Annotated in this window: 21 protein-coding genes; 10 read left to right on the top strand and 11 right to left on the bottom strand. The window is 69.0% G+C overall.

The window, feature by feature from the left end:
* Positions 1-8: 8 nt before the first annotated feature.
* The 6 genes from IEW34_RS00290 to IEW34_RS00265 all read right to left on the bottom strand — a co-directional run bounded on the left by IEW34_RS00290 (position 9) and on the right by IEW34_RS00265 (position 7,784).
* Positions 9-2,564 (bottom strand): sensor histidine kinase, encoded by a 2,556-nt coding sequence (locus IEW34_RS00290; RefSeq protein ID WP_188607147.1) that lies wholly within the window; start codon positions 2,562-2,564, stop codon positions 9-11.
* A 296-nt stretch (positions 2,565-2,860) separates the two neighbouring features.
* Positions 2,861-4,261, bottom strand: a complete 1,401-nt coding sequence (gene ahcY / locus IEW34_RS00285) for an adenosylhomocysteinase (RefSeq protein ID WP_188607146.1) — start codon at positions 4,259-4,261, stop codon at positions 2,861-2,863.
* A gap of 190 nt (positions 4,262-4,451) precedes the next feature.
* On the bottom strand, positions 4,452-4,940 hold the full coding sequence (locus tag IEW34_RS00280; RefSeq protein WP_188607145.1) for a tetratricopeptide repeat protein: 489 nt from the start codon (positions 4,938-4,940) through the stop codon (positions 4,452-4,454).
* Between the two features lie 16 nt (positions 4,941-4,956).
* Positions 4,957-5,736 (bottom strand): ABC transporter ATP-binding protein, encoded by a 780-nt coding sequence (locus tag IEW34_RS00275; protein WP_188607144.1) that lies wholly within the window; start codon positions 5,734-5,736, stop codon positions 4,957-4,959.
* 49 nt (positions 5,737-5,785) lie between these two features.
* Positions 5,786-6,625 (bottom strand): ABC transporter permease, encoded by an 840-nt coding sequence (locus tag IEW34_RS00270; protein WP_188607143.1) that lies wholly within the window; start codon positions 6,623-6,625, stop codon positions 5,786-5,788.
* 64 nt (positions 6,626-6,689) lie between these two features.
* Complete coding sequence (locus tag IEW34_RS00265) at positions 6,690-7,784, bottom strand: ABC transporter substrate-binding protein (protein ID WP_188607142.1); 1,095 nt, start codon at positions 7,782-7,784, stop codon at positions 6,690-6,692.
* 117 nt (positions 7,785-7,901) lie between these two features.
* Between IEW34_RS00265 and IEW34_RS00260 the strand changes: the two genes are divergently transcribed.
* Complete coding sequence (locus tag IEW34_RS00260; RefSeq protein ID WP_188607141.1) at positions 7,902-8,792, top strand: type 2 periplasmic-binding domain-containing protein; 891 nt, start codon at positions 7,902-7,904, stop codon at positions 8,790-8,792.
* Between the two features lie 76 nt (positions 8,793-8,868).
* Here the strand turns inward: IEW34_RS00260 and hmpA are convergent, their stop codons facing one another.
* The 3 genes from hmpA to IEW34_RS00245 are packed head-to-tail and all read right to left on the bottom strand — an operon-like array spanning position 8,869 to position 10,821.
* A complete protein-coding gene (gene hmpA, locus IEW34_RS00255; protein WP_188607140.1) occupies positions 8,869-10,080 on the bottom strand; it encodes an NO-inducible flavohemoprotein in 1,212 nt (403 codons plus the stop codon).
* Positions 10,081-10,118: 38 nt separating this feature from the next.
* Positions 10,119-10,424, bottom strand: coding sequence for a TehB family protein (locus IEW34_RS00250; RefSeq protein WP_188607139.1), 306 nt, complete (start codon positions 10,422-10,424; stop codon positions 10,119-10,121).
* Position 10,425: 1 nt separating this feature from the next.
* Positions 10,426-10,821 (bottom strand): group III truncated hemoglobin, encoded by a 396-nt coding sequence (locus IEW34_RS00245; protein ID WP_188607138.1) that lies wholly within the window; start codon positions 10,819-10,821, stop codon positions 10,426-10,428.
* A gap of 94 nt (positions 10,822-10,915) precedes the next feature.
* Between IEW34_RS00245 and IEW34_RS00240 the strand changes: the two genes are divergently transcribed.
* From IEW34_RS00240 to IEW34_RS00205, 8 genes are all read left to right on the top strand, one after another.
* On the top strand, positions 10,916-11,374 hold the full coding sequence (locus IEW34_RS00240; protein WP_188607137.1) for an Rrf2 family transcriptional regulator: 459 nt from the start codon (positions 10,916-10,918) through the stop codon (positions 11,372-11,374).
* 351 nt (positions 11,375-11,725) lie between these two features.
* On the top strand, positions 11,726-14,188 hold the full coding sequence (locus tag IEW34_RS00235; protein WP_210324438.1) for a glycogen/starch/alpha-glucan phosphorylase: 2,463 nt from the start codon (positions 11,726-11,728) through the stop codon (positions 14,186-14,188).
* Positions 14,189-14,483: 295 nt separating this feature from the next.
* A complete protein-coding gene (locus IEW34_RS00230; RefSeq protein WP_188607136.1) occupies positions 14,484-15,458 on the top strand; it encodes an AraC-like ligand-binding domain-containing protein in 975 nt (324 codons plus the stop codon).
* Between the two features lie 154 nt (positions 15,459-15,612).
* Positions 15,613-17,700, top strand: a complete 2,088-nt coding sequence (locus IEW34_RS00225; protein ID WP_188607135.1) for a hydantoinase/oxoprolinase family protein — start codon at positions 15,613-15,615, stop codon at positions 17,698-17,700.
* Positions 17,701-17,711: 11 nt separating this feature from the next.
* Positions 17,712-19,502, top strand: a complete 1,791-nt coding sequence (locus tag IEW34_RS00220; RefSeq protein ID WP_244641651.1) for a hydantoinase B/oxoprolinase family protein — start codon at positions 17,712-17,714, stop codon at positions 19,500-19,502.
* Between the two features lie 59 nt (positions 19,503-19,561).
* Positions 19,562-20,929: a glutamine synthetase family protein gene (locus IEW34_RS00215; protein WP_188607133.1), complete on the top strand. Its 1,368-nt coding sequence runs from the start codon at positions 19,562-19,564 to the stop codon at positions 20,927-20,929.
* Between the two features lie 84 nt (positions 20,930-21,013).
* Positions 21,014-22,324, top strand: coding sequence for an NAD(P)/FAD-dependent oxidoreductase (locus tag IEW34_RS00210; protein WP_210324419.1), 1,311 nt, complete (start codon positions 21,014-21,016; stop codon positions 22,322-22,324).
* Between the two features lie 303 nt (positions 22,325-22,627).
* Complete coding sequence (locus IEW34_RS00205) at positions 22,628-23,545, top strand: SMP-30/gluconolactonase/LRE family protein (protein WP_188607132.1); 918 nt, start codon at positions 22,628-22,630, stop codon at positions 23,543-23,545.
* 170 nt (positions 23,546-23,715) lie between these two features.
* Here IEW34_RS00205 and IEW34_RS00200 read toward each other — a convergent pair whose 3' ends face one another.
* Both IEW34_RS00200 and IEW34_RS00195 read right to left on the bottom strand, forming a co-directional pair.
* The gene (locus IEW34_RS00200) at positions 23,716-24,171 is read right to left on the bottom strand and encodes a DUF1330 domain-containing protein (protein ID WP_188607131.1); all 456 of its coding nucleotides are present in this window, start codon (positions 24,169-24,171) and stop codon (positions 23,716-23,718) included.
* A gap of 110 nt (positions 24,172-24,281) precedes the next feature.
* A complete protein-coding gene (locus IEW34_RS00195) occupies positions 24,282-25,205 on the bottom strand; it encodes an alpha/beta fold hydrolase (protein ID WP_188607130.1) in 924 nt (307 codons plus the stop codon).
* A gap of 78 nt (positions 25,206-25,283) precedes the next feature.
* Here IEW34_RS00195 and IEW34_RS00190 point away from each other — a divergent pair, with 78 nt between their 5' ends.
* Positions 25,284-25,895 (top strand): TetR/AcrR family transcriptional regulator, encoded by a 612-nt coding sequence (locus IEW34_RS00190; RefSeq protein WP_244641650.1) that lies wholly within the window; start codon positions 25,284-25,286, stop codon positions 25,893-25,895.
* Positions 25,896-25,926: the final 31 nt, after the last annotated feature.

Here is a 25,926-nt window from a genome sequence, read left to right as displayed (position 1 = left end):
GGCCCCTATTATTCGGCGGCGGCGGGCACGGCCAGATCGGCCGTCGGGAAAACGCAGGTGACGCGGGTGCCGCGCCCCATTTCACTGGCGATGGTCACTTGGCCGCCGTGCAGCTCGACGAAGGAGCGCACGATCGACAGCCCGAGCCCGACGCCGCGCCGGCGCGTGTCGGCCGCGTGACTCTCGAAGCGGTTGAACACCTTGTCGACGATGTCGGCCGGGATGCCGCGCCCCTCGTCGACGACGTCGAACACGACGGCATCGGCTTCACGCCGCACCTTGAGCGACACGGTCTGCTGCGGCCTCGAGAAGCCGATGGCGTTGGACAGCAGGTTGAAGAGGATCTGGCGCACGCGCTTGCCGTCCGCCGCGAAGCGACCGATGTCGTCGGGAACGTCGATGGCCAGGTTGATCGCGGCCTCGGCCAGGCGGTCCTCGACGCCGCGTGCGGCGGCCTGGATGGTCTCGCGGATGTCGACGGGCTCGCGGTTGAGCGCCATGGAGCCGTTGTCGATGCTGGCGAGGTCGAGGATGTCGTCGATGATCGCCGTCAGCGCCGTCGACGAGCGCAGGATGTGGTCGGCGTAGTCGCGCTGCTTGGCGTTGAGCGGGCCGCTCATGCCGTTGCTGAGCATCTCGACGAAGCCGATGATGTTGGTGAGCGGGGACCGCAGCTCGTAGGAGACGTGGTGCACGAAGTCGTCGCGCAGCTGCGAGGCCTTGAGCAGGGCCTCGTTGCGCTCGGACAGCACCCGCTCGATGCGGGCGCTCGCGGTCACGTCGGTGAAGGTCAGCAGCGTCGAGCCGTCGGGAAGCGGCGCCATGGCGCAGTCGACGATACCGGTTTCGCCGATCCCCGTGCCGTGGCCCAGCCGGCAGGTCGCTGCGCGCCGGCTGTCGTGCAGCCCCACCACTGCCTCGCGCACCTGTGCCCAGTGTTCGTCGTCGGCGATGACGCGGCGGCCGCGCTCGACGATCTCGTCGACATGCGGCTCCGTAGCGACCAGGCCCTTGGGCAGCTTCCACAGGCGCTCGAAGGCTGGGTTGGTCAGCCGCAGCCGCCCGTCGGGACCGAACACGCCGACGCCCTCGCGCAGGGTGTCGAGCGTCTCGCCCTGGACGCCGATCAGCCCGTTGTAGCGCGACTCCAGCTGGAAGCGCTCGCTCACGTCATCGAAGAGATAGGTGACGCCGCCCTGCGGGTTGGGGTTGGTGACGACGCGCAAGGTGCGCCCGTCGGGCAGATACCACCAGTGGTCCTGGGCCTCGACGGCGAGGTAGGCGGCCAGCACGCCGGCCTTCCACTGGCGAAAGTCCGCTTCCTCCGGCAGCCGCCGCTCGGCGCGCAACCGCTCCAGGATCTCGCCGTCGGTCGGCGCTGCGTCGAGGAAGGACTGGTCGAGCGACCACAGCAGGCGATAGGCCGAGTTGTGGAAGACGAGGTGCTGGGCGGCATCGAAGATGGCGACCGCGGTCGGCAACTGGTCGAGGGTGCGTGCGTGCGCGTCCATCTGGCGTTCGAGATCGTCGCGCAGGCTCGCCAGCTCCGACACGTCGGTGGCGATGCCGGCGCTGCCGGCCGGGCCGGGGACCTCGACGACGTCAAGCATGCGGCGGTCGCCGGCGAGCACGGCGGGTACGCGTGCGACATAGGGCAGGCCGATCTCGCGCCGGCGCTGGGAGTCCTCGCGCGCACCCTGGTCGAGCAGCTCGGTCGCTCCCGAGGCCGCACCCGCGGTGTCCTGCGCCTCGATGGCGCGGCCGTAGGCGGCATTCCACCAGCTGAGCTGGCCGGCATGATCGCGCACCCAGACCGGCTGGGGGATCTCGTCCAGCATCACCCGCAGTGCCCCCAGCTCCGCTTCGACCCGGCCGAGCAACTCCTCGGTGCGAACGAGTTCCGCCCGGTCGCCGGAGATCTCGCTGAGCCGCAGCAGCGCGGAGCCGCCGACGGCACGACCATCGGCGGCGATGAAGCGTCCGGTGGTCGTCTTGAGCCGCAGCGAAAAAGCTTCACCGGCGAGCTTCAGGCGCTCGACCGCCAGCTCGACGGCCTGGGCGTCGGTGGACCGCAGGTAGGAGCCGAAGGCCAGGATACGGCGCGGCTGGGCATCGATGGCGGCGATCGCCGTGTCGCCCTCGACGATGGGTTCGGCGGCGGGCCGGTTCCAGGTGATCAGCACCTGCGGCACGCCGGCCAGGAACGCCTCGCCGCGGTCGCGCGCGAACAGCGCGCGTTCGAGCTGGGTGCGCATCTGCCGCTCCCGCCGCCGGTGGCGGGAGCGGGCGGCCACATGGAGCCCCACCGTGGCGCCGAGGCAAAGCACAAGGCCGAGGATCAGGACCAGGAGGCCGGCGCGTGCGGTATCGAACGGGACGAGGAGGCCGGTGAGCGAGCCCGGCGTCGCCGAGCCGGCGGACAGGGCGGATTGGCGCAGCGAGGCGAGAGCGTCGCCGAGATCCGGGCGCGCGCCCGCTGGTGCCCAGGCGTACAGGGCCAGAGCGGCAACGCCCAGCGCGGCCGAGAGCACGAAAGCCCGCATGATGACCCGCGAGCCGGCCATGGCATGAACCCCTCGTCGGTGAGCCCGAGGCGACGGTAGTGCGCCGGAGCTGTCCCGAATCGGCGTCAGTGTACCTGGGCCGGCAACGCGATCGGAAGAGCGTCCGTCAAGACGCATGCACGATACGGGCCCAATAAAGCGTTACCCGGCCCGAAATATGAGATTCCCGTGCGTCCGAGCGGCGCCGTGTCGTGCCGGCCGGGTCAGACCGGCCGGCAATGCGCCAAGCGTTGAACCCGGAGCGCTTCCCTTGCGCCCGGGTTAGTCCCACCGAAGCGCGGAGCGCTCCAGTGGCCTCAGTAGCGGTAGTGGTCGGGCTTGTAGGGGCCTTCGACCTTGACGCCGATGTAGGCGGCCTGCTCAGGCTTGAGCTCGGTGAGCTTCACGCCGATCTTGGCGAGGTGCAGCCGGGCCACCTTCTCGTCGAGATGCTTGGGCAGCGTGTAGACCTTCTTGGCGTACTGGCCTTCCTTGTCGAACAGCTCGATCTGCGCCAGCGTCTGGTTGGTGAACGAGGCGGACATCACGAACGAGGGGTGGCCGGTGGCGTTGCCCAGGTTCACCAGGCGGCCCTCCGAGAGAAGGATGATGCGCTTGCCGTCGGGGAACTCGACCTCGTCGACCTGCGGCTTGACGTTGTGCCACTTGAGGTTCTTGAGGCCGGCGATCTGGATCTCGTTGTCGAAGTGGCCGATGTTGCAGACGATGGCACGGTCCTTCATGCCGCGCATGTGATCAACGGTGATAATGTCCTTGTTGCCGGTGGCGGTGACGTAGATGTCGGCACGCGGCAGGGCGTCCTCGATCGTCGCGACCTCGTAGCCTTCCATGGCGGCCTGAAGCGCACAGATCGGGTCCACCTCCGACACGATGACGCGCGCGCCGGCCTGCCGCAGCGACGCGGCGGAGCCCTTGCCCACGTCGCCGAAGCCGGCGACGAACGCGACCTTGCCGGCCATCATCACGTCGGTGCCGCGGCGGATGCCGTCGACCAGCGACTCGCGGCAGCCGTAGAGGTTGTCGAACTTCGACTTGGTGACGCTGTCGTTGACGTTGATGGCGGGGAAGAGCAGCTTGCCCTCCTTCTCCATCATGTAGAGCCGGTGCACGCCGGTGGTGGTCTCTTCCGAGACGCCCTTGATCGACGCGGCGATCTCGCCGAACCAGCCCTTCGGCTTCTCGGCCAGCGTCTTCTTGATCAGGGCGAACAGGATCTCCTCTTCCTCGGAGCCTGCCTTGTCGAGGAAGGCGGTGTCGCCGCCTTCGGCGCGCACGCCCAGGTGCACGAACAGGGTGGCGTCGCCGCCGTCGTCGAGGATCATGTTCGGGACGCCGCCGCCGTGCCACTCGAACAGCTTGCGGGTGTAATCCCAATACTCGGTCAGCGTCTCGCCCTTCACCGCGAAGACGGGCGTGCCGGCGGCGGCGATCGCCGCGGCGGCATGGTCCTGGGTCGAGTAGATGTTACAGGAGACCCAGCGCACGTCGGCGCCGAGCGCCTTCAGCGTCTCGATCAGCACGGCGGTCTGGATCGTCATGTGGAGCGAGCCGGCGATGCGCGCGCCCTTGAGCGGCTGCGCGGGACCGTACTCCTCGCGCACGGCCATCAGGCCCGGCATCTCGCTCTCGGCGATGGCGATCTCCTTGCGGCCCCAATCGGCCAGGCCGAGATCCTTGACAATATATTCGTGCGACATGCGTTCAAAGCCTCCGCTGGCGACTGCGCCGGGCTTACCACCGCGCGCCGCGAAGAGCAATAAACATATAAACAAATCTTTATGTCATGATCGTGCGAGGTTCATCGTATGCGGGCTCTGCGGTCCCGCAGCCGGCGGGGACGGGCGCCCCGCGCGCAACGGCGCGGGACGGGGGAGGTCGCGGCATGTCCTAGGGCTTGGGGGTGCGGCCGGCGCCGACGAGCGCCTCGCGCAACTCGTCGTACTCCTCGCACCCGGAGGGATGGCAGAGCAGGCGCAGCAGCTCGAGATTCTTCTCGGCGTTGCCGAAGTCCCCCTGCTCGACGAAGAGCTCACCCTGGTATTCCAGCGCCGAGCGATGGCTGGGATCGTAGAAGAGCGCCTCCTTGTACCAGCGCGCCGCCTCGTCGTAGCGCTTGAGCTTGCGCAGGGAGAACCCCAGCAGGTTGTAGAGGTCGGCGTGGCGCACGCTGGCCGTCAACGCCTCGAGCTCGGTCGCGGCCGTCTCGTAGTTGCCCGCACCGATCTGCGCGCGGATTCCCGACAGGTCGGGGAGGTCCGTCGCCGGCGCGGTATCCATCGCGGCGGCTGACTGACCGGCCGCGAGCGCCAGCGCGAGGAGCCCGATCCGCAGCAATGGCAGGCACCTGGCCAGTGCCGGAGGCGCGTGGTCGATCATGGTTGCGTCACCCCGTTCAGGCCGCGGGCCGCTGGGCCGCATCCTCGCCCATGGCGGCGAGGATGCGCTGCTTGAGCGCCACAAATTCGACGCTCGCTCGGTCCCGCGGCCGGGGCAGGCCGATCTCGATCTCAGTTGCGACCCGGCCCGGGCTGCCGGCCAAGACGACGACCTGGTCACTGAGATAGATGGCTTCGTCGACGTCGTGAGTGACCAGGATCATGGTGATCCGCTCCAGTCGCCAGATGCGCTGGAGTTCCGCCTGGAGCCGCACCCGGGTGAGCGCATCGAGCGCCCCGAGGGGCTCGTCGAGCAGCAGGATCTCGGGCCGCCCGACGATGCCGCGTGCGATGGCGGCGCGCTGGGCCATGCCGCCGGAGAGCTGGTGCGGGTAAGCTTTCTCGAAGCCGGCCAAGCCGACCAGCGCGATGTGGTCGCGGACAGCCGCGGCCTTGTCGGCCGCCGCCCAGCGCGCATTCTCCAGCGCGAGCGCAATATTGTCCTCGAGCGTCAGCCACGGCAGCAGCCGGTGATCCTGGAACACGATGCCGCGCGAGAGGGCGGGCCCCTCGATCGGCTGGCCGCCGATGAGGATGTCGCCTCCGTGCTCGCGATCGAGGCCGATGATGAGCCGCAGCAGGGTGGACTTGCCGCAGCCGCTCGGGCCCACCAGCGAGACGAAGGCGCCCGGCTGAACGTCGAGGCTGACCCGCGAGAGCACGCGCACGGGCGGCCGGCCGGCGACGGCATAGGTCTTCGAGACGTTCCTGACCTCCAGATGTCCCGGCGTGGCCATTGTCGGTGCTCCTCTCGTCGTCGGCAAATCGATCTCGCCGGCCCCCGGGTCAGCCGTCATATCCCTGCTTCCAGCGCAGCACGCGGCGCTGCAGGAGGTACATGCTCCGATCGATTGCGAAGCCGACGAGGCCGATGATGACCATGCAGACGACGAGCTGGTCGGTGAGCAGCAGCCCCTGCGCCCTGAAGATCAGGAAGCCCAATCCCTCCAGGCCGCTCAGGCCCTCTGCGACGACCACCAGGGCCCAGGCGAGGCCCGCCGCGTAGCGCAGGGACACCATGATGGAGGGGACCGCCGCCGGCAGCACGACCTTGCGCACCAGCTGCCAGCGGGTGAGGGTGAGGACGCTGGCGAGCTCGATATAGTTCTTCTCGACGTTGCGGATGCCTTGCAGCGTATTGAGGAACACCGGAAAGAACACGGACTTGGCGATCACCAGCACCTTTGCCGGCGCACCGATGCCGAGCCAGAGCACGATCAGCGGCAGCCAGGCGATGCCCGGGATGTGCCGGATAGTGTCGAACGTCGGGCCGAAGAACTGCTCGACCTTGCGTGAGAGGCCGGCGGCGATGCCGAGGCCGACGGCGGCAATCGAGCCGTAAAGGAAGGCCTGCCCCACGATCTTGACGCTGGCCAGGAAGTCGAGTGCCAGGTTCTGCTTGGTCAGCATCTTCCAGAAGGCGGTCACGACCGTGAGCGGCGCCGGCAAAAACACCCGGTCTATCCAGGCGAGACTGGCGGCGACCTGCCAGAGCGCGATGATGATCGCCGGCAGGATGATGCCGATCAGAGGCTGCGTCGGGCGTGGCCGGCGGGCCGGCCGCGCGGGCCCGCCGGCCCGTCCCACGAGGGCGGAGCCGTCGATCGCCTCGGCTGTGTTGCTCATGCTGGCCCTCTCGGGATCGACGGACGGTGCCGCCGGCGCCCGTGGCCGGCGGCTCGTGGGGGTATCAGTTGTAGATCGAGTATTGGCCGCCGACGAAGAAGCGTTCGTCGACAAAGGCATCGATCTGCGCGTCTGTCAGCTTGCGCTCGGCGAGAATATCGTCGCCATTCTCAATGTACCATGCTTGAAACGTCTTGATGGCGTTGCGCGCGCGCTCCGCGTTCGGCTCGCCGGCCATGAATTCCCATTCGCCGGCATGGGTGATCTGAAACTTGGCGACTTCGACGGGGACCCGCGTCTCCCGCGCCACGATCTCGGCTGCTTCGTCCACGTGGTCGAAGGTCCACGCACGGGTCTGCTCCCGCGCCGCCAGGAAGGCCTTCACCACCTCGGGGTATTTGTCCACGAAGTCTCGGCGCGCGAAGTAGGTGACGCGGCCCGCGTTGTTGACGTAGACGCCGTCGTCCGGCGAACGGCCGACCACCTTGAGTTTGCCGGAGAGCCAGGCGCCCGTGGCGGCGGCCCCGGCCGCGAGATGAACCGTGGTCGCGTCCGTCGCGCCGGACAGCACCGACGAGATGGCCACCGCGACGTTGTCGATCGAGGTGTAGCGGATGCGGCCCTGCTTCTCGCGCGAATCTAACGGCAGCCCGGCCTTCTGGGCGATCTCGAAGGGCGATGACCAGTAGCAGCTGATGCGGCTCGAGCCGAACTTCTTGCCGTCGAGGTCAGCGATGGTCTTGATGTTGTCGTTGTCCGCCCGCGCCAGGATCGGGGCGCGATACCGGTTGGACGGCTCGGACACCCAGATGATCTCGCCGTCCAGACCGTTCGCCCGATGCACGGTGGCGGGATAGATCATGCGCTGAGCGATCGCGATCGCGCCGCCTTTGACGGCTGCCGCCTCTGCACCGAGCAACTCGGCAGCGCCCGACGCGATCAGGTTGATCTGCGTGGTGCCGATCCGGTCGAACTCCTGCTTGAAGAAGCCCTTCTCCCGCGCGATCACCGTCCACGGCGTGAGCTGGAGATTGATTGCGGGCAGCGCTTCGGCTGCCCCGGCGGCGCCCGTCCCCGCCCACGCGCCGGTGGCGAGCGCTGCCGCCAGGGCCAGAGCGGATGAATAGAACGTCCTTCTCGATTGGCGCTTCCACAGCATAGTAAAATTTCCTTTCCGCAGATTGGCGCAAACGTTGTCTGGATATTAGAATAGGCAGCTGTAATTATGCCTGTCCACATAGTGTGAAGGTGCGCTATTTCTTTATTTCGTGCTCTCATGGATGAATTTCCTCGCGCCCAGGACGCTCGCGACGGTGCCCGCCCGGCGCTGCGGCCGACACTGCGCACGGTCGCGGCCGTTGCCTTCATCGTCGCGTGTGTCGCCGCCACTCTGCTGGCCGCGTTCGCCGGCGTCGGTGCCGCGACGCCCGTGCCCCGGCCGGCCGCGGCGCTTCGGCTCGAGGGGCCGTTGCGGCTGGGTGTGGCTTATGTGCCTCCCGCCCGGACGCCCGAGACCCGAATCTATGTCGAGGAGGGCTTCGAGGCGGATGTCGCACAGGAGATCGGCCAGGCGCTTCAGGCCGAGATCGAGCTGGTGGCCGTCGCGGCCGATCATGACGATGCGCTGGCCGCCGGACGGGTCGACGCGCTGCTCGTGCGGGTCGGCGCGGGCGATTCACTCCGCCGGACGGCTCGCGTGATTGCGACCGGCTACGCGTCGGGGCTGAGCCCGGTGATGCGATCCGATCGGCCGCCGGCGCGGTGGAGCGATCTCGCCGGTCACGCGGTCTGCGTGACCGAAGCGAACCTGCGCGGCCAGGCGCTGGCGCGCGCGCTCGGTGCGCAGGTGCGGATCATGAGCGCGCCGGCGCAGGCCTTGATCGCCGTCCGCACGGGCGAGTGTGCGGCAGCCCTGCATGATCGCGCGGTGCTCGATCCCCTGTTCCGCAAGCGGTTCTGGCAGAAGTTCTCGGCGACGCTGCCGCCGGCCGACGCAAGCGAGCTCGTGGTGGCGGTGGCGACGGCGCGGTCCGACCTCGCCGCCGCGCTCCAGACGGCGCTCGCCAGCGTGGGCTCTGCCGCGCGCTGGCAGCAGCGGCGCGAGCGGTGGGCGGAACTCGCCTCGTTCGAGGTCTATCGCGACCAGGTGGCGGGCGACTGCCACTGAGGCGGCGCGACCGGAGGCGAGCGCAGTCACGCGCTCGTTCCGGAGTGTCGCGCCCGGTCGCGGGAGGCGGAAAGCCTCAGGCCGCGAGCAGTTCGTCGGCCGGGCCGAAGAACTCGTAGTGGATGCTGTCGGCCGGCGCGCCGGCGAGCGACAGCGCCGAGACGAAGGCGCGCAGGAAGGGTCGCGGGCCGCAGAGATAGTAGTCGGCCGATCCGACCGGCGTTTCGGCGACCAGCCAGTCCGCGTCGATCAGCCCGGCATGGTCGTAGTCCCGGCCCGGGACGTCCTCGCCGCGCGGCTGCTGGTAGAAGGTGGTGACGCGGATATCGGGATGGCGCGCCCCGAGCGCTTTGACATGGGCGCCCATGGCGTGCGTGGCACCGTCATGGGTGCCGTGGACATAGTGGACCGGCAGGACGGGATGCCGTGCGGCAATGGTCTCCAGCATCGCCACCATCGGGGTGAGCCCGACGCCGCCCGACATCAGCACGACGGGCCGCTCCGGCCGGTCGTGCAGGGCGAACTCGCCCGCCGGCGGCGCGACCTTGAGGACCGTGCCCGGTGCGGCGCGATCGTGCAGCCAGCCCGATGCCAGCCCCTTGGGCTCCCGTTTCACCGAGATGCGATAGGTCTCGCCGTTGGGGGCGTTCGAGAGCGAATAGTTGCGCTTGACCGGCGGCTGGCCGGGGATCTCCAGCCAGAAGGTGAGATACTGGCCGGGCCGGTGGCGGACCACCGGGCGTCCGTCGGTCGGCCGCAGGATGAACGAGGTGATGAGGCTGCTTTCGGGGCGCATCTCGTCCACCACGAAGGTCCGCCACCCGCTCCAGCCGCCGTCGGCGGCGGCCAGCTCGCCGTAGATGCGGCGTTCGCGGGCGATGAGAATGTGGGCGAGGAACCAGTAGGCTTCGCCCCAGGCCGCCAGCACCTCGTCGGTCGCCGCCTCGGCGAGAACCGCCTTGATCGCGCCGAGCAGGGCTTCGGCCACGTGCGGGTAGTGCGCGGGCAAGATCTGGAGACCGACATGCTTCTGGGCGATCCGCTCGACCGCCGGCGCCAGCGCGCCCAGATTGTCGATATTGGCGGCGTAGGCGAGGATCGCTGCGGTCAGTGCGCGCGGCTGCGCGCCGGCTTCCCCGTGGTGCGACTGGTTGAAGAGGTCGCGAATGTCGGGGTTCCTGAACATGCGCGCATACATCTCGCGCACGATGTCGAGGCCGTGCGCCTCGAGGGCGGGAACGGTGGCCTTGACGAGCGCGATGGTGCGCTCGCTGAGTGTCGCTGACATCAACGTTTCCTTCGGCAACGGAACGAGGGACGGGGCGATCAGCCGTCGGGGGGCCGATCGTAGAAGTCGACCTGCATCCGCATCGGCCCCAGCGGCTCGACGAAATGCGCCTGTTCGGGGGCAAGCGGCCCCGGCGTGCGTGGATCCAGGACGATGTCCCGAAGCGGGTCAAAATAGGTGAGCCGCAGTCGGCCTTCCAGCACGCGGACCATGCCCCAGACCCCGGCCTTGGTGCTGTGCCGTGAGCGTAACGCTTGCGGCAGCGTCGTCTCGTCGAAGACCGGCGTCGAGCGATAGGGCTTCGAGCGATAGGGCTTGGAGCGAGGGGATGGTTTGGCGCTCATGTCAGGCTCCCCGGCCGGATTGGGGCCCCAGCCTGAAGAACAGGGCGAGCTGCAGGCTCTCGGCGATCCGCGCGGCTTTGGCCTGCAGCGCCGCCGCTTCGGCCGGCGCCATGGTCTCGGCCGTGGTTCGGTTCCACAGGGCAAGCCAGCGCTCGAACAAATGCGGCGCGATGCGATCGCGGTGCTTGAGATGGGCCGCCACCGGGTTGCCCTTGTAGCGACCGCTGGTCAGCATCACCGACGACCAGAAGGCGGCGAGCGTCTCCAGATGCTCCGGCCAATCGTCGATGGCGTCGTTGAAGATCGGACCGAGCTCGGCGTCTGCGCGAACGCGCGCGTAGAACAGCGCCACCAGCCGCCGCAGCGCCTCTTCCGTGATGTCGCCCGCGGCGTCCAAGGCGCGCTCCTAATCATGCATTCCAAATACATCTATCGCGACGCCTAAAAAGATGCAAACAAAATGCATATTAAATCGCGCCGACGGAGAGCCGATGCGGCTGACGCGCTACACCGACTATGCGATGCGGGTGTTGCTCCACCTGGGCGCACGCCCGGAGCGCCTCTGCTCGATCGGTGAGATCGCGCGCGCCTACGGCATCTCGCAGAACCATCTGATGAAGGTGGTCAACGACCTCGCCCATGCCGGCTATATCGTCAGCGTGCGCGGGCGTGGCGGCGGCATCCGGCTGGGCCGCCCGGCCGAGCAGATCAACGTGGGCGCGCTCGTGCGCCACACCGAGGACGGCTTCGACCTCGTGGATTGCGGCAGCTGCATCATCGCGCCCGTCTGTGGCCTCACGGGCGCCCTGCGCGAGGCGCTCGCCGCCTTCATGGCGGTGCTGGACGGCTACACGCTGGCCGACCTGCTCGCCAAGCGGATGCTACTCGGCCAGCTTCTCTCCGCCGCCGCCCGCACGAAGGCGAAGCCCGCCAAGGGCTCCTCGGGCTGATCCCCGGCGGCTATCCGGACGGGTGAGGCGGGGCCGTCGTCCCGCCATCGTCTGGCCCGATCCTACGCCATTCTCCAGGTTGCCCCGCTCTCGGCGGGACGCACCGCGGTGACGCATCCGTCGGCCACGCGACATAGGCGTGGGCGAAGACATGTGCTTTAGAGGGGGGCATCACGCGCTCGGCAGTGGTCCGAGCCGCGGAGCGGGCCAAGCCCGTCCGCATCCCGGGAACGGCAAAGCTCGAGGAGATTTGACGTGACGAACCTCGCCGACCAACCGACCTCCATCGCGCTGGCCGTGGACGGCCACGACGGGCCGCCGCGGCTCGCGCGCGGCGGCGCCGACGACGGAATCGGCTTCGGGCCGTCTCCCAGCGGCCTGCCATCATCCGGCCGCACGGCGGAGCAATGGCGCGACGACATCCTCGACAAGCTGCTCTACGAGGTGGGCCGCACCACCCAGACCGCGGCGCCGCAGGACTGGTACCAGGCGACGGCCTATGCGGTGCGGGACCAGATCGTCGACGGCTGGGTCGGCTCGCGCACCCGCACCTACGACGAGGGCCGCAAGCGCGTCTATTACTTCTCCGTCGAGTTCCTGATCGGCCGCCTGCTCACCGATTCGCTGTGCAACATGGGCGCCACCGCGGCGGTGCGGCAGGCGCTCAACACGCTGGGCGTCAGCCTCGATTCGATCAGCGAGCTGGAGCCCGATGCGGCGCTCGGCAACGGCGGCCTCGGCCGCCTCGCCGCCTGCTTCATGGAGAGCCTGGCGAGCCTCTCGACCCCGGCCTACGGCTACGGCATCCGCTACGAGCAGGGCCTGTTCAAGCAGGCGCTCGTCGACGGCTGGCAGCGCGAGCTGCCCGAGGACTGGCTGTCGCTCGGCAACCCGTGGGAGTTCAAACGCCCGGATGTGGCCTATCCGATCTGCTTCGGCGGCGTGGTCGAGCATATCGGCGGCGACGGCGACAAGGGCCGGGCGGTCTGGCATCCGGCCGAGCGGGCCGTCGCCATCGCCCACGACACGCCGGTGCCGGGCTGGCGCGGCCGCCATGTCAACACCCTCAGACTGTGGTCCGCCCGCTCCCTCGATCCCATGCAGCTGGAGGCCTTCAACCGCGGCGACTTCGTCGGCGCCCTGGCCGACCGCGCCAAGATCGAGGCGATATCGCGGGTGCTCTACCCCAACGACGAGACGGAGGCCGGCCAGGAACTGCGCCTGCGGCAGGAGTTTTTCTTCACCTCCGCCTCGCTGCAGGACCTCACCCGGCGGCACCTGACGCAGTACAAGGATTTCGCCAGCCTGCCGGACTATTGTGCCATCCAGCTCAACGACACGCACCCGTCGATCGCAGTCGCCGAACTGATGCGGCTGCTCATCGACGAGCACGGCATGGCCTGGGACGAGGCCTGGAGCATCACCACCCGCACGCTGAACTACACCAACCACACCTTGATGCCCGAGGCACTGGAGAGCTGGTCGGTGGAACTGCTCGGCCGTGTGCTGCCGCGCCACCTGGAGATCATCTACCAGATCAACTGGGAGCACCTGCGGCGTATCGCCGAGCACGGGCCAACGACGGACGCGCGCAACGCGGCCCTGTCGCTGATCGACGAGCAGCATGGCCGGCGGGTGCGCATGGGCCACCTCGCCTTTCTCGGCGCCCACAGGGTGAACGGCGTCTCGGCCCTCCACACCGAGCTGATGCGGCAGACCGTGTTCAAGGAGCTGAACGAGGTCTACCCGGGCAAGATCGTCAACAAGACCAACGGCATCACCTTCCGCCGGTGGCTCTTCGAGGCGAACCCGCGGCTCACCGCTCTCCTCGTCGAGACTATCGGGCCGGCCTTCCTCGACGATCCCATGCGTCTCGTCGAGGCCGCTCCCTTCGCCACCGACCCCGTCTTCGTCGAGAGGTATGCCCGCTGCCGGCGCGAGAACAAGATCTCGCTCGGCCGCATCATCCGCGACCGCTGCGGCATCGCCACCGACCCGGCGAGCCTCTTCGACGTGCAGATCAAGCGCATCCACGAGTACAAGCGCCAGCTGCTCAACGTGCTCGAGACGGTGGCGCTCTACCAGGCGATCAAGGACGACCCCGGTCAGAGCTTCGCGCCGCGCGTCAAGATATTTGCCGGCAAATCGGCGGCAAGTTATGTGCGCGCCAAGCTGATCATCAAGCTCGCCAACGACGTCGGCCATCGCATCGACGCCGATCCCGCCGTGCGCGACCGGCTGAAGCTGGTGTTCCTGCCCAACTACAACGTCAGCCTGGCCGAGGACATCGTGCCGGCGGCCGACCTCTCCGAGCAGATCTCGACCGCCGGCATGGAGGCCTCCGGCACCGGCAACATGAAGCTCGGCCTCAACGGCGCCATCACCATCGGCACGCTCGACGGCGCCAACGTGGAGATGCGCACCAACGTGGGCGAGGAGAACATCGTGATCTTCGGGCTGACGACGCCCGAGGTGCAGGCCAAGCGTGCCGCCGGCATCACCGGTGCCGAGGTCGTCGCCGGATCGCCGCGCCTGGCGCGGGTCATCGAGGCGCTGAAGGCAGGTGAGTTCTCGCCCGACGACAAGCAGCGCTTCGCGCCTCTTCTCGATGCCATCCTCGGCGCCGATCCGTTCATGGTCTGCGCAGATTTCGACAGCTATTGGGAAGCGCAGCGCCGGGTCGACGCGCTGTGGGCGGATCCCGCCGCCTGGTGGCGCGTGAGCATCCTCAACACCGCGCACATGGGCTGGTTCTCGTCGGACCGCACGATCCGCGAGTATTGCGCCGAGATCTGGGGGGCGCCCACCGACTAAGGCGCCTCGCGACTGGCTGATCCGCCCGATCGCAAAGAAGCGCTTCGCATTCAAGAAGTTGAAGCATTTGTCTGTACTTGGATGATGCCCATCCGGGTGCGAAATGCTTCAGTCTCTTCCCTTGCGGACAGGGCGGCGGAGCGGGTCGATGCGCGCCGCCGCTCTTATGCAGGTCGAGCCGATCCGCTGCGGTTCCAGGCGGACGGGCCATCTGCCGTTCGGGCGGTGCGGCCTGCGACTTGCATGGACCGGCAGCACAGGGCGGGACCACGTGCTCGCCGGCAGGGACCCGTGCATGCCGCTTCCGCTCCACGATCTCAGCAGCGCCCAGACCCGATCGGTCGAGTCCTGGCGGGACTGGATCGGCCAGGCCTATTTCGAGCTCGAGGTCCAAACTCCCGATTCGGCAGCCTTCGAAGGCGAGATGCAGTGCTGGGAGGCGGGCGAGTTCGGCCTGTCCGTGGTCCAGTCCTCGTCGGTGCTCTACCGCCGCCGCCGCGAAAGCTGCCGCAGCGGCGGGGGGCGCATCCTCGTGACCGTGCCCCTTGAAGGGGAGGTCGAGTTCTCGCAGTTCCGCCGCCAGGCCAAATGCGCCTCGGGCACCTTCGTGCTGGAAGCGAGCGACGAGCCCTACGAGTTCGCGCACGCCCCCGCGTCCCGGCTGCTGGTGTTCAGGGCCGAGGAAAGCGCGCTGCGCGACCGGGTGCACGACGTGCGCCGCTTCTTTGCGACGGGGATCAGCGCCCGAGACGGCCTCGGCCGCCTCTTCGCCGACTTTCTGCACCTCTCGCTGCCTCATGTCGTGCGGGATCCGGGGCGCCTTCTGCCGCTGCTCGGCCCTCAGTTGCTCGATCTGCTGGGAGCAGCGCTCGAGAGCGAGCCTGAAGCGATCGGCTCGTCCCTGTCGGCGGTCAAGGCGGCGCACCTCGCACGCGTCGACGCCTATATTCGCCAGCATCTGCGCGACCCCGAGCTGTCGCTGGAGCAGATCGCCGTCGCCTGCGGCGTGTCGCTTCGCTACCTTCACCGGCTGTTCCACGACGCGGGATCGACCGGCCGGCAATGGATTCGCGATCGCCGCTTGCGCGTCGCACGCGATCTGCTGATCCAGCCCGATCGCAACGTGTCGATCGCCGCCCTGGCCTATCGCGTCGGCTTCAGCGATCACGCCCAGTTCTCGCGTGCCTTCCGCGCCAAGTTCGGCTGCTCCCCGCGTGACGCCCGCGCGCATCAAAGTCCGGGCTCACGGACAGCGCGGCCGCGACCCTGACCGTGTGCACGGCGACCGCTCGTGTGCGCGCCACGCCGAATTTTCGGACCTGCGCCGGCAAGACCGACCCCTCGGCCGCTCCCTAGCATCCTCCTCCGTTGCCGCGGCGCGCAGCGCACGGCGCCTGCAACGGGCGGACGGGACAGGACGAGCGATGGGCTACAAGATATCGGTCGATACGGGCGGCACGTTCACCGACGTGGTGGTCAGCGACGCCGCCGGCGGTCTCACGATCGGCAAGGCGCTGACGACGCCAGCCCGCATCTTCGACGGCATGCGCGACGCCATCGCCGCGGCGGCCGAGCAGATCGGGCTGTCGTTCCCGCGCCTGCTAGCCGATGCGGACTTCTTGATCTACGGCACGACGCGGGCCACCAACGCCGTCGTCACCAAGACGGTGGCCAAGACGGCCTTCCTGACCACCCGCGGCTTTCCCGATACGCTGGTGCTGAAGGAGGGCGGCAAGTTCCGCCCTCACGATTTCAGCCAGGCTTACCCGGAGCCCTACATCCCGCGCCGTTACGTCTTCGAGATCGACGAGCGGGTGAATGCGGCGGGTGCTGTCGCGCGACCGCTCGACCGCGAGCAGGTGCGCCGGACACTGGCGACCGTGAGGGCGCGCGGTTTCGAGGCGGTGGCGGTGTGCTTCCTCTGGTCGGTCCTCAACCCGGCGCACGAGGATGCCGTTGCCGCGCTGATCGAGGAGCACCTGCCCGGCGTGCCCTACAGCCTGTCGTCGCGGCTGATCCCGATCATGCGCGAATACCGGCGCGCCTCGGCGACCGCCATCGACGCCTCCCTGAAGCCGCTGATGCAGCGCCATCTCCAGGAACTGGAGACGGACCTGAAGGCGGCGGGCTATCGCGGCGACATCTTCGTCAGCACCGCGGCCGGTGGCTGCAACAGCATCGCGGCCCTGGTCGAGCGGCCGATCTTCACCATCGGCTCCGGCCCGGCCATGGCGCCGGTCGCCGGCATCACCTATTCGCGCATGGAGGGTCTGGGCGAAAACGTCATCATCTGCGACACCGGCGGCACCACCTTCGACGTGGGCGTGGTGCGCGACGGCGCGCTGACCTTCAACCGCGACACCTGGCTCGGGCCCCGCTACACCGGCGATCTCCTGGGCATCGCGGCGGTCGACATGCGCTCGATCGGCGCCGGCGGCGGCTCCATCGCCTGGCTCGACGACGGCGGCCTGATGCACGTGGGCCCACAATCGGCCGGCGCCGTGCCGGGGCCGGCCTGCTACGGACGGGGCGGCGCTCAGCCCACAGTCTCCGATGCCGCCGCGGTGCTCGGCTATTTCGACCCCGCCTATTTTCTCGGCGGCCGCATGACGCTCGACGTCGCCGCGGCCCGCGCCGCCATGCGGGGGCTGGCCGAGGCCCTCGGCCTTTCCATCGAGGTGACGGCCTGGCGGATTCTCACGCTCGCCGGCGATCTGATGATGCGCGCGGTCGCCGACGTGACCATCAACGAAGGCATCAACCCGCGGGACAGCACGATCGTCGCCGGCGGCGGGGCGGCCGGCATGAACATCATGCTGATCGCCAAGGAGCTCGGCTGCGATCACGTGGTACTGCCCAAGACCGCCTCGGCGCTCTCGGCCGCCGGCATGCAGTATGCCGATATCGTGGCGGAGGAGGTCGGCAGCCTCTACAGCCTGTCGGACCGCTTCGACTTCGAGCGGGTCAACGCGTTGCTCGAACGCCTGGAGGCGCGCGTGCTGGCCATGCGCGACACGGTCCCGGGCCAGGCGGGCGCGGTCGAGCTCGAGTTCTATGGGGAAGCCCGCTACCAGGCCCAGGTGTGGGAGCTCGATACGCCCTTCCCGGACACCAGGCTGGCGTCGCGCCGCTTCGCCGGCCAGGCGGATCTCAATGCCTATGTGCAGAACTTCCACGACCTGCACGAGCGCATCTTCGCGGTGAAGGACCCCGGCAGCGCGGTCGAGACCGTCAGTTGGAAGGTGCGCCTGGTGGTCAAGCTCGACGCGCCGGTGACGCGCAAAGTGGCGGCGGCGGAGAGCGCGACGCCCCCAGTGGCGAGCTATCGCCCATGCTTCTTCGGCGATAACGAACCCGTGCAGACGCCGATCTACAAGGCGTCGGACCTGAGCGCCGGTCACGCCATCGCCGGCCCGGCGGTGATCGAGGAGCCCAACACGACCCTCGTCGTCTACCCCGGCATGTCCGCGCTCGTGAGCGCCGCCGGACACTATCGACTGAACATCCACTGAGGCCCAGCACCATGGCGAGCCCGACCCAAGCGTCCGACTTCGATCCTTACATGACTGCCATCCTGGCGAATCGGGTGGACGGCATCATCCGGGAGATGACCAACACGCTGCTGCGCGCCGCGCGCTCCGGCGTGATCAACAGCGCCCGCGACTTCAGCTGCTCGATCTGCACGGGCGACAACAGGCTGCTGGCGTCGGCGGAAGGCCTGCCGATCCACATCTTCGGCAGCCACATGCAGGCCCGCACCATGACGGACAACGCGGGGGCAGGTCTGCGGGAGGGCGACTGCTACCTCCACAACGATCCCTACACCGGCAACAGCCATGCCGGCGATCACACCTTCCTGGTGCCTGTCTTCGTGGACGGCGAGCACCTGTTCACCACCGTCGCCAAGGCGCACCAGGCCGACATCGGCAACTCCCTGCCCACCACCTACATGGCCGGGGCGCGCGACCAGTACGAGGAAGGCGCGCTCATCTTCCCGGCGGTGAAGATCCAATCGGGCTACGAAATGGTCGACGACGTGGTGCGCATGTGCCGCTCGCGCATCCGCGTGCCCGACCAATGGTACGGCGACTTCCTCGCCGGCATCGGCTCGGCCCGCATCGGCGAGCGTCGGCTGAAGGAGCTCTGTGCGAAATACGGCACGGCGACCATCAAGTCCTTCATCGAGCACTGGATGCACTATGCCGAACAGCGCATGGCGGCTGCCATCCAGGCCCTGCCGGCGGCGACGCTGACCAACACCGGCAACCACGATCCCTTCGGCGACCTGCTGCCCGACGGCATTCCCCTGAAGGCGAGCCTCACGATCGATCCCGCCGACGGCTATATCGACGTGGACTTGAGGGACAACGTCGACAACGTTCCCTGCGGCTTCAACCAGAGTGCCGCCTGTGCCAGCGCGTCGGTCATGGCGGGCATCTTCAATTCGATCCGCGCCGACGTGCCGCGCAACTCCGGCTCGTTCAGCCGCATCCGCATTCACATCCGGCAAGGCTCGGTGTGCGGCGGGCCGGTGTTTCCAGCGAGCTGTTCGCTCGCCACCACCAACGTGTCGGACCGCATGGTCAATCTCGTGCAGGCGGCCTTCGCCCAGATCGGCGATGGCTGGGGGCTGGCCGAGGGTGGCATCGGCATGGGCGCCGGCTGCGCCGTCGTCTCGGGCCGCGATCCGCGCCTCGACGGCACGCCCTTCGTCAATCAGCTGTTCCTGACCAATTCCGGCGGCCCGGCGAGCGCCGTCGCCGACGGCTGGGTGACCTACGGCCTGCCGGTGGCGGCCGGGCTCATGTACCGCGACTCGGTCGAGATCGACGAGCTGAAGCACCCGATAGACGTGCAATATGTGCGGCTCATTACCGGGACCGGGGGCGCCGGCCGCTTTCGGGGAGCACCTTCAATGGAGACCGGCTACGTCGCACGCTGTCCGCGCATGGAGGTGATCTGGCCCTGCGACGGCACGCATTTCCCGCCGCAAGGGGCATGCGGCGGCCACGCCGGCGCACAGGCCGACCATCGCCTCGTGCGTGCCGACGGCAGCGTCGAGGCGCTTCCCAACATCGTCGTGCTGGCCCTCGACGAGGGCGACCGGGTGGAGGGCTGGCAGACCGGCGGCGGCGGCTACGGCAACCCTTTCGAGCGCGATCCCAAGCGGGTGCTGCACGACGTCCTGGAAGGCTGGGAGACGACAGAACGGGCCCGCGAGGTCTACGGCGTGGCGCTGACCGGCGCGGTGGACGACGAGACGCTCGCCATCGACGCGGCAGCCACGGCGCACTTGCGCCGCGCGGCGGCCTGAGCGAGAGCTGGGCGAACGTCGTGACCGGTGCGCGGCGCCGTCCGCAACAAGGGCCTGACATGCTGGTGCAAACCGACGATTCCAGCGACTTCGCCCGATGGCTCGAGGCGAACGGCCCGATCGAGAGCATCCAGGCCGTGGTCTGCGATCTCAACGGCATCCTGCGCGGCAAGCGCGTGCCGGTGAGCCAGGCCACCAAGGTGCTCGGCGGCAACATTCGCATGCCCTTGTCGATCGTCGGTGTCGATGTCTGGGGCGAGGACATCGTCGGCAACGAGCAGATCTTCGAGAGCGGCGACACGGACGGGATCTGCGGCCTCACCGGCCGCGGTGCCCTGCCGGTGAACTGGACGTCGCGGCCCAGTGCCCTCGTGCCTCTGTGGATGTTTCACGAGGACGGCCGGCCGTTCCTGGCCGATCCGAGGCAGGCCCTCGCGGCGGTGCTGCGCCAGTACGAGGCGGTCGGCTTGCGGCCGGTGGTGGCCACCGAGATGGAGTTCTATCTGATCGACCCGGAGCCCGACAGCGCGGTGCCGCCGATCTCGCCCTACACCGGCAAGCGGCTCGATTCCGATGCGATCCTGTCCATCGACGAGCTCGACGACTTCGGGGAGTTCCTGTCGGACGTCTACCGCGAATGCGCCCGCCAGAACGTGCCGGCCGATGCGGCCGTCGCCGAGAACGGCATCGGCCAGTTCGAGATCAACCTGATGCATAGCGACGACCCCCTGAAGGCGGCGGACGACGCAGTGTTCTTCAAGCGCATCGTCAAGGGTGTCGCCCGCCAGCACAAGCTGGCCGCGACCTTCATGGCCAAGCCCTACGGCACGCGCTCCGGCAACGGCATGCACGTGCACTTCAGCGTGCTCGACGACCAGGGCCGCAACATCTTCGATGACGGCACGGCCGCCGGCGCGCCGATGCTGCGGCATGCCGTGGCCGGGCTGTTGCGCGGCATGGCCGAGACGACGCTGCTGTTCGCGCCCCACTTCAACTCCTACCGGCGGCTGCGCCCCGACACCCATGCTCCCACGACCATCGCCTGGGGCTACGAGAACCGGACGGCCGCCATCCGCATCCCCGGCGGCAACCCCACCTCGCGCCGCATCGAGCACCGCGTCGCGGGCGCCGATTCCAATCCCTATCTCGTCATTGCCGCCATCCTGGGCGCTGCGCTGGCCGGCATCCGCGGCGGATGGGAGCCGCCGCCCGACGTGCCCGGCCGGGCCTATGCGACCGATCGCTTCCCCAAGATCCCGGCCGATTGGGGGCAGGCGGTCGATGCCTTCGAGGCGGGCGAAATCGTCACCGGGATCTTCGACCCGCTGCTGCGCGCCATGCTGATCGCCTGCAAGCGCCAGGAGATCGCGGGCTTTGCCGAGCAGGTCACCGACTACGAGTTCAGCGCTTATCTCGACATCGTCTGAGAAGGCCGCCGTTTCGGCGTGTGTGGCTTGCGGACAGGCGCGGCTGCGGCCGCCGCTCCGGGTGCGCACGAACAGGAGTGATCCATGTCTTCGGGCGGCCCCGGCGCCGGCATGCGCCAAGCCCATCACGCCCCGTCCTATTATGCCGCGACGGCGAACGACACGGCGGTGCGCCCGGCCCTCGACGGGAATATCCGCGCCGACGTCTGCGTCATCGGCGCCGGCTTCACCGGGATCTCGGCCGCCCTGTCGCTCGCCGAGCGCGGCTATTCGGTGGTGGTGCTGGAGGCCGAGCGCATCGGCTTCGGCGCCTCCGGCCGCAACGGCGGACAGATCGTCAACGGCTACAGCCGCAGCCTCGAGGTGATCGGCACGCGCTACGGGGAGCCGGCGGCGCGGGCGCTCGGCGCCATGGCGCTTGAGGGCGGCCGCATCATCCGCGAGCGCATCCGCACCTATGCCATCGACTGCGACCTGGTCGACGGCGGCTTCTTCGCCGCCTTCACCGACAAGCAGATGAATGAACTGGAGCACGAGCAGGCCATCTGGAGGGCGCATGGGCACGAGCGCCTGCGCATGGTCTCCCGCGCCGACCTCCCCGCCATCGTGCGGTCGGACCTCTATGTCGGCGGCATGATCGACGAGGCGGGCGGTCACATCCACCCCCTCAACCTCGTGCTCGGCGAAGCCACCGCCTTCGAAGGCCACTCGGGCCGGATCTTCGAGCAGTCCCGCGTCGTCTCCGTCGACACCGGCACGACGCCGGTCGCGCGCACCGACAAGGGATCGGTGACCTGCTCGTTCCTCCTCGTCTGCGGTAACGCCTATCTGGGCACCCTGTTGCCCCAGATCAGCGCCAACATGATGCCGGTGTCGAGCCAGGTGATGGCGACGGAGCCGCTCGATGCCGACCTCGCGGCCGAGCTGCTTCCCGCCAACGCCTGCGTCGAGGATATGAACTACATCCTCGACTACTATCGCCGCACCGCGGACAACCGCATTCTCTTCGGCGGCGGCGTGGTCTACGGCGGGGCCGATCCGGCCAGCGTCGAAGGCAAGCTGCGGCCGCACCTCGCCAGGACCTTCCCGGGGCTCGCCGGCGCGCGCATCGACTATGCCTGGAGCGGCAGCTTCGCGCTGACCTTGACGCGCATCCCCCATGTCGGCCGACTGACGCCCACGGTCTATTTCTCGCACGGCGACAGCGGCCACGGCGTCACCACCACGCATCTGCTCGGCCGCATCCTGGCCGAGGCGGTGGCCGGCCAGGCCGAGCGCTTCGACGTCTGGAGCCGCCTGCCGTGCTATCCCTTCCCGGGCGGACGGCGCCTGCGGGTGCCGCTCACCATGCTCGGCGCGTGGTGGTACAGCCTGCGCGACCGCTTCGGCCTGTAAGCGTTCGCCCGCGTCGTCCTTTCCCACCGGCTAGGGAGACCGCCCCGCGTGGGGGCCGGCCCCCTTATGTCGCGAGCGGCTCGCCTCATCGGCGCGGACATGCTCTAGACTGGCGAGCGGAAGCGGAAACGAATTCCGGGTTCGCGGGTAGAGCATTTCGCAGTTGAAGGCGCTCATCCGGTTGCACGGAGATGCTCCAGGTCTTTGAATCTGGAGCGCTTCTCGGCGACCGGGTGATTCCGTCCAATCGCCAAGCGCCCTAGCCGCCGCCGGCAGAACACTCAGCACGAAGAGGAAACGCGCATGCAGCTGGAACTGGTCGCCGAAGGACTGCAATTCCCGGAAGGGCCCGTGGCCATGGCCGACGGCTCGGTCATCCTGGTCGAGATCCGCCGCGGCACCCTGAGCCGGGTGAAGCCCGGCGGCGCCGTCGAGGTGGTGGCCGAGCTCGGCGGCGGCCCGAATGGCGCCGCCATCGGCCCGGACGGAGCGGCCTACGTCTGCAACAACGGCGGCTTCGAGTGGCACGTGCGGCCGGACGGCGGCGTGACCCCGCACGGCATCCCCGCCAATTATGCCGGCGGCTCGATCCAGCGCGTCGATCTGGCCACGGGCAAGTTCACGACGGTCTACACGGAGGGGGGCGGGCGCAAGCTGCGCGGGCCGAACGACCTGGTGTTCGACAAATCCGGCGGCTTCTGGTTCACCGACCTGGGCAAGGCCGACGACGAGCGCATGGACATCGGCCACCTCTACTACGCCCGTCCCGACGGCTCCGAGATCATCAAGGCGCGCAGCGGCATCACCACGCCGAACGGTTGCGGGCTGTCGCCGGACGGGAAGGTGATCTACGTGGCGGAGACACGCACCAGCCGCGTGTGGGCCTTCGACATCGAGGGGCCGGGCAAGATCCGCCAGCCACAGGACCGCTTCCAGCCGCACAAGGTGATGGGGCCGCTGCCGGGCTACCAGTTCCTCGACAGCCTGGCGGTCGAGGCTGACGGCCGCGTCTGCGTCGCGACGATCATCAACGGCGGCGTCACCATCTTCAATCCGGCCGACGGTTCGACCGACCACGTCTCCGTGCCGGATACGCTGACCACCAACATCTGCTTCGGCGGGCCGGACATGCGCGACGCCTGGATCACCGCCTCGTCCACCGGCAAGCTTTACAAGGGACGCTGGCCGCGCCCGGGCCTGAAACTCAACTTCAACGCCTGAGCCTGAAGCGTCTCCCGCGGCGGCGCCGCGTTCGAAGGAGCATCGGCCGCGACGATCCGTTCGTCATGGCCGGGCTCGACACGGCCACCACGCGCGTGGGGACGCCGCTCGCCTCTCCGCGAGCGGGGTCGGGAATCGGGCCAAGCTCTCGGGCGAGGACGCCTTGCCCGTCAGCCGTCAGGCATGCCGAAACCGCCGCCGGCGGCCAGCGGCTCGCTACGGATCAGCCGCGAGTCGCGCACGGCCGCCGTCCGGTTCAGCGCCGCCTGCTGATAGGCGGGATCGCGCTGCATCTCGATGAAGGCATCCGCATTCGGGTATTCGGCGATGAAGGCGATGTCCCATTGCTCGCTTGCCGGACCGATCAGGACCAGGTCGGGCCGGCCGAGCCAGACCTGTCGCCCGCCGACCCGCGTGAAGATCGGGGCGCTCTCCGTCCCGTAGGCGCGGTAGGCGTCCCAGCCGCTCAGCCCCTTGCCGTGCTTAGGGTGATCGGCCGGGTAGGCGGCCTGCTCGCGCAGCCGGATCAGGTTGATCATGTGGAGCGGCGTGTCCTTGGGCAGTGCCTTGAACGCCCCCCAACCCTCCCGCGACCACACGATGTTCTGCTGCTCGCCGCCGTCCATGACGCTCCTCCTTTGCGGTTGTGGCGCAGATGTGCGCGCAAGGCGCTTCTTCGTCCAGCCCATCCATCGCTTGGCGGCCGGCCCACGCGCACCTTGGGCCGCCGGCCCGGTCAGCCGGCGGCGAAGGCCGCGAGCTCCGCGTTGAAGCGCTCCGGCTCCTCATAGAAGGGCGTGTGTCCGGCATCCTCGTAGAGCGACAGACGGGCGGCGGCGTTGAGCGCCAAGACCCGCTGTGACATCGGCCGCGACGTCAACGCATCCTTGGCGCCGTAGGTCACGAGCAGCCGCGCCGTGGCTGCAAAGGCCTGGTCGAGCCCCTCGCTGGCCATCCTCACGATGCCCTGCTGCACGGCGCGGGGCACCATGCCGTTGAACACCAGCATGCGCCGGAAGGCCTCGGGCGCCGGCGGCTTGGCGAAGCAGACGGCGAGGAACCCCTCGATCGCCTGGGTGCGCACGCCGAGATCGGGGGAGGCGAGGCGGATCGCATAGTCGCGCGCCGTGGCGGTCAGCAGCTCGGGCGCGAGCCGGGTCACCGCATTGACGAGGTTGACGCCGGCGATCTTCGCCTGTCCGTGGCGCGCCAGGTAGTGGCCGATGGCGAAGCCGCCGAGCGACCAGCCGACCAGCACCGGGCGGCGCAGCCCTGAGGCGGCGATGACGGCGGCAACGTCGTCGGCCCAGCGGCCGCCGTCCGCATAGGCCGCGATGTCGTCGGGCTTGTCCGAATCCCCATGCCCCCTGAAGTCGTAGGTCACGACGCGAAAGCGCTGCGTCAGCGCGCTGCCGGTCTGCCGCTCCCATGACAGGCGGCTCTGGCCGAGGCCGTGGATCAACAGGATCTCTGGGTGCGCGGGGTCGCCGTAGAGCCGGCCCGAGAGGGTGAGCCCGTCCAGGGTCCGCGCGGCGAAGGCCTCGCCGGCGTCGGCGCCGCCGCCTTCAGTGACAATCGCGGGGGATGCCGCAGCAGAGCGGGTCGCAAGCGCCGCCAGGCCGAGCGTGGCGGCGAGGATGGTGCGACGTGAATGAGGCATAGCGGGTCTCCATGTTGTTTAGTATTCGCTATTCAACCTGGTTGACGGCGATCGTCAAGCTGTTGTTTAGTGATTGCTATGGAACATGGTCCCAAACGCCGCGGCGGCCGCCCCTGGAGCTTCGATCGCGACCGGGCGGTCGAAACCGCCATGCGGCTGTTCTGGCGCCACGGCTATGAGGGCGTGTCGCTCGGCGACCTGACCAAGGCCATCGGGGTGGCGCCGCCGAGCCTTTATGCGGCCTTTGGCAGCAAGGCGGGGCTGTTTCGCGAAGCGCTCGCCCGCTACGCGACGGGCATGGGGGTCCTCGACATGGGAGCCTCGGCCGCGACGCTGGAGCAGGCGGTGCGGCGGCTGCTGGAGGGGGCGGCGCGGGCAGTGACCGCCCCTGAGCGCGAGCGCGGCTGCATGATCTCCAGCGGCCTGACCACCTGCCATCCGGACCACGAGGCGCTGGCCGGCGACGTCGCGGCCCGGCGCCAGGCGATGCGCGAGGCGATCGAGGAGGGGCTGCGGCCGTTCGTCGGCGCCGGCGAGACCGGGCCGCTGGCGCGCCACCTCGCCGCCGTCATGCAGGGGATGTCCGTCCAGGCGCGCGACGGTGCCACGCCGGCGGATTTGCAGGAGATCGTGGAAGAGGTTGTGGCGGGTCTGGCGGCACGCCGTGGGTCGGCCCGACCGACATCCTGAGACAGGCGCGGCGCTGGGATGGACAAGGTCT

The sequence above is a fragment of the Chelatococcus reniformis genome (genome assembly GCF_014640075.1).
Taxonomy (GTDB): domain Bacteria; phylum Pseudomonadota; class Alphaproteobacteria; order Rhizobiales; family Beijerinckiaceae; genus Camelimonas; species Camelimonas reniformis.
The sequence above is the reverse complement of the archived record's forward strand: the minus strand, read 5'-3'. Positions and strand labels throughout refer to the sequence as shown.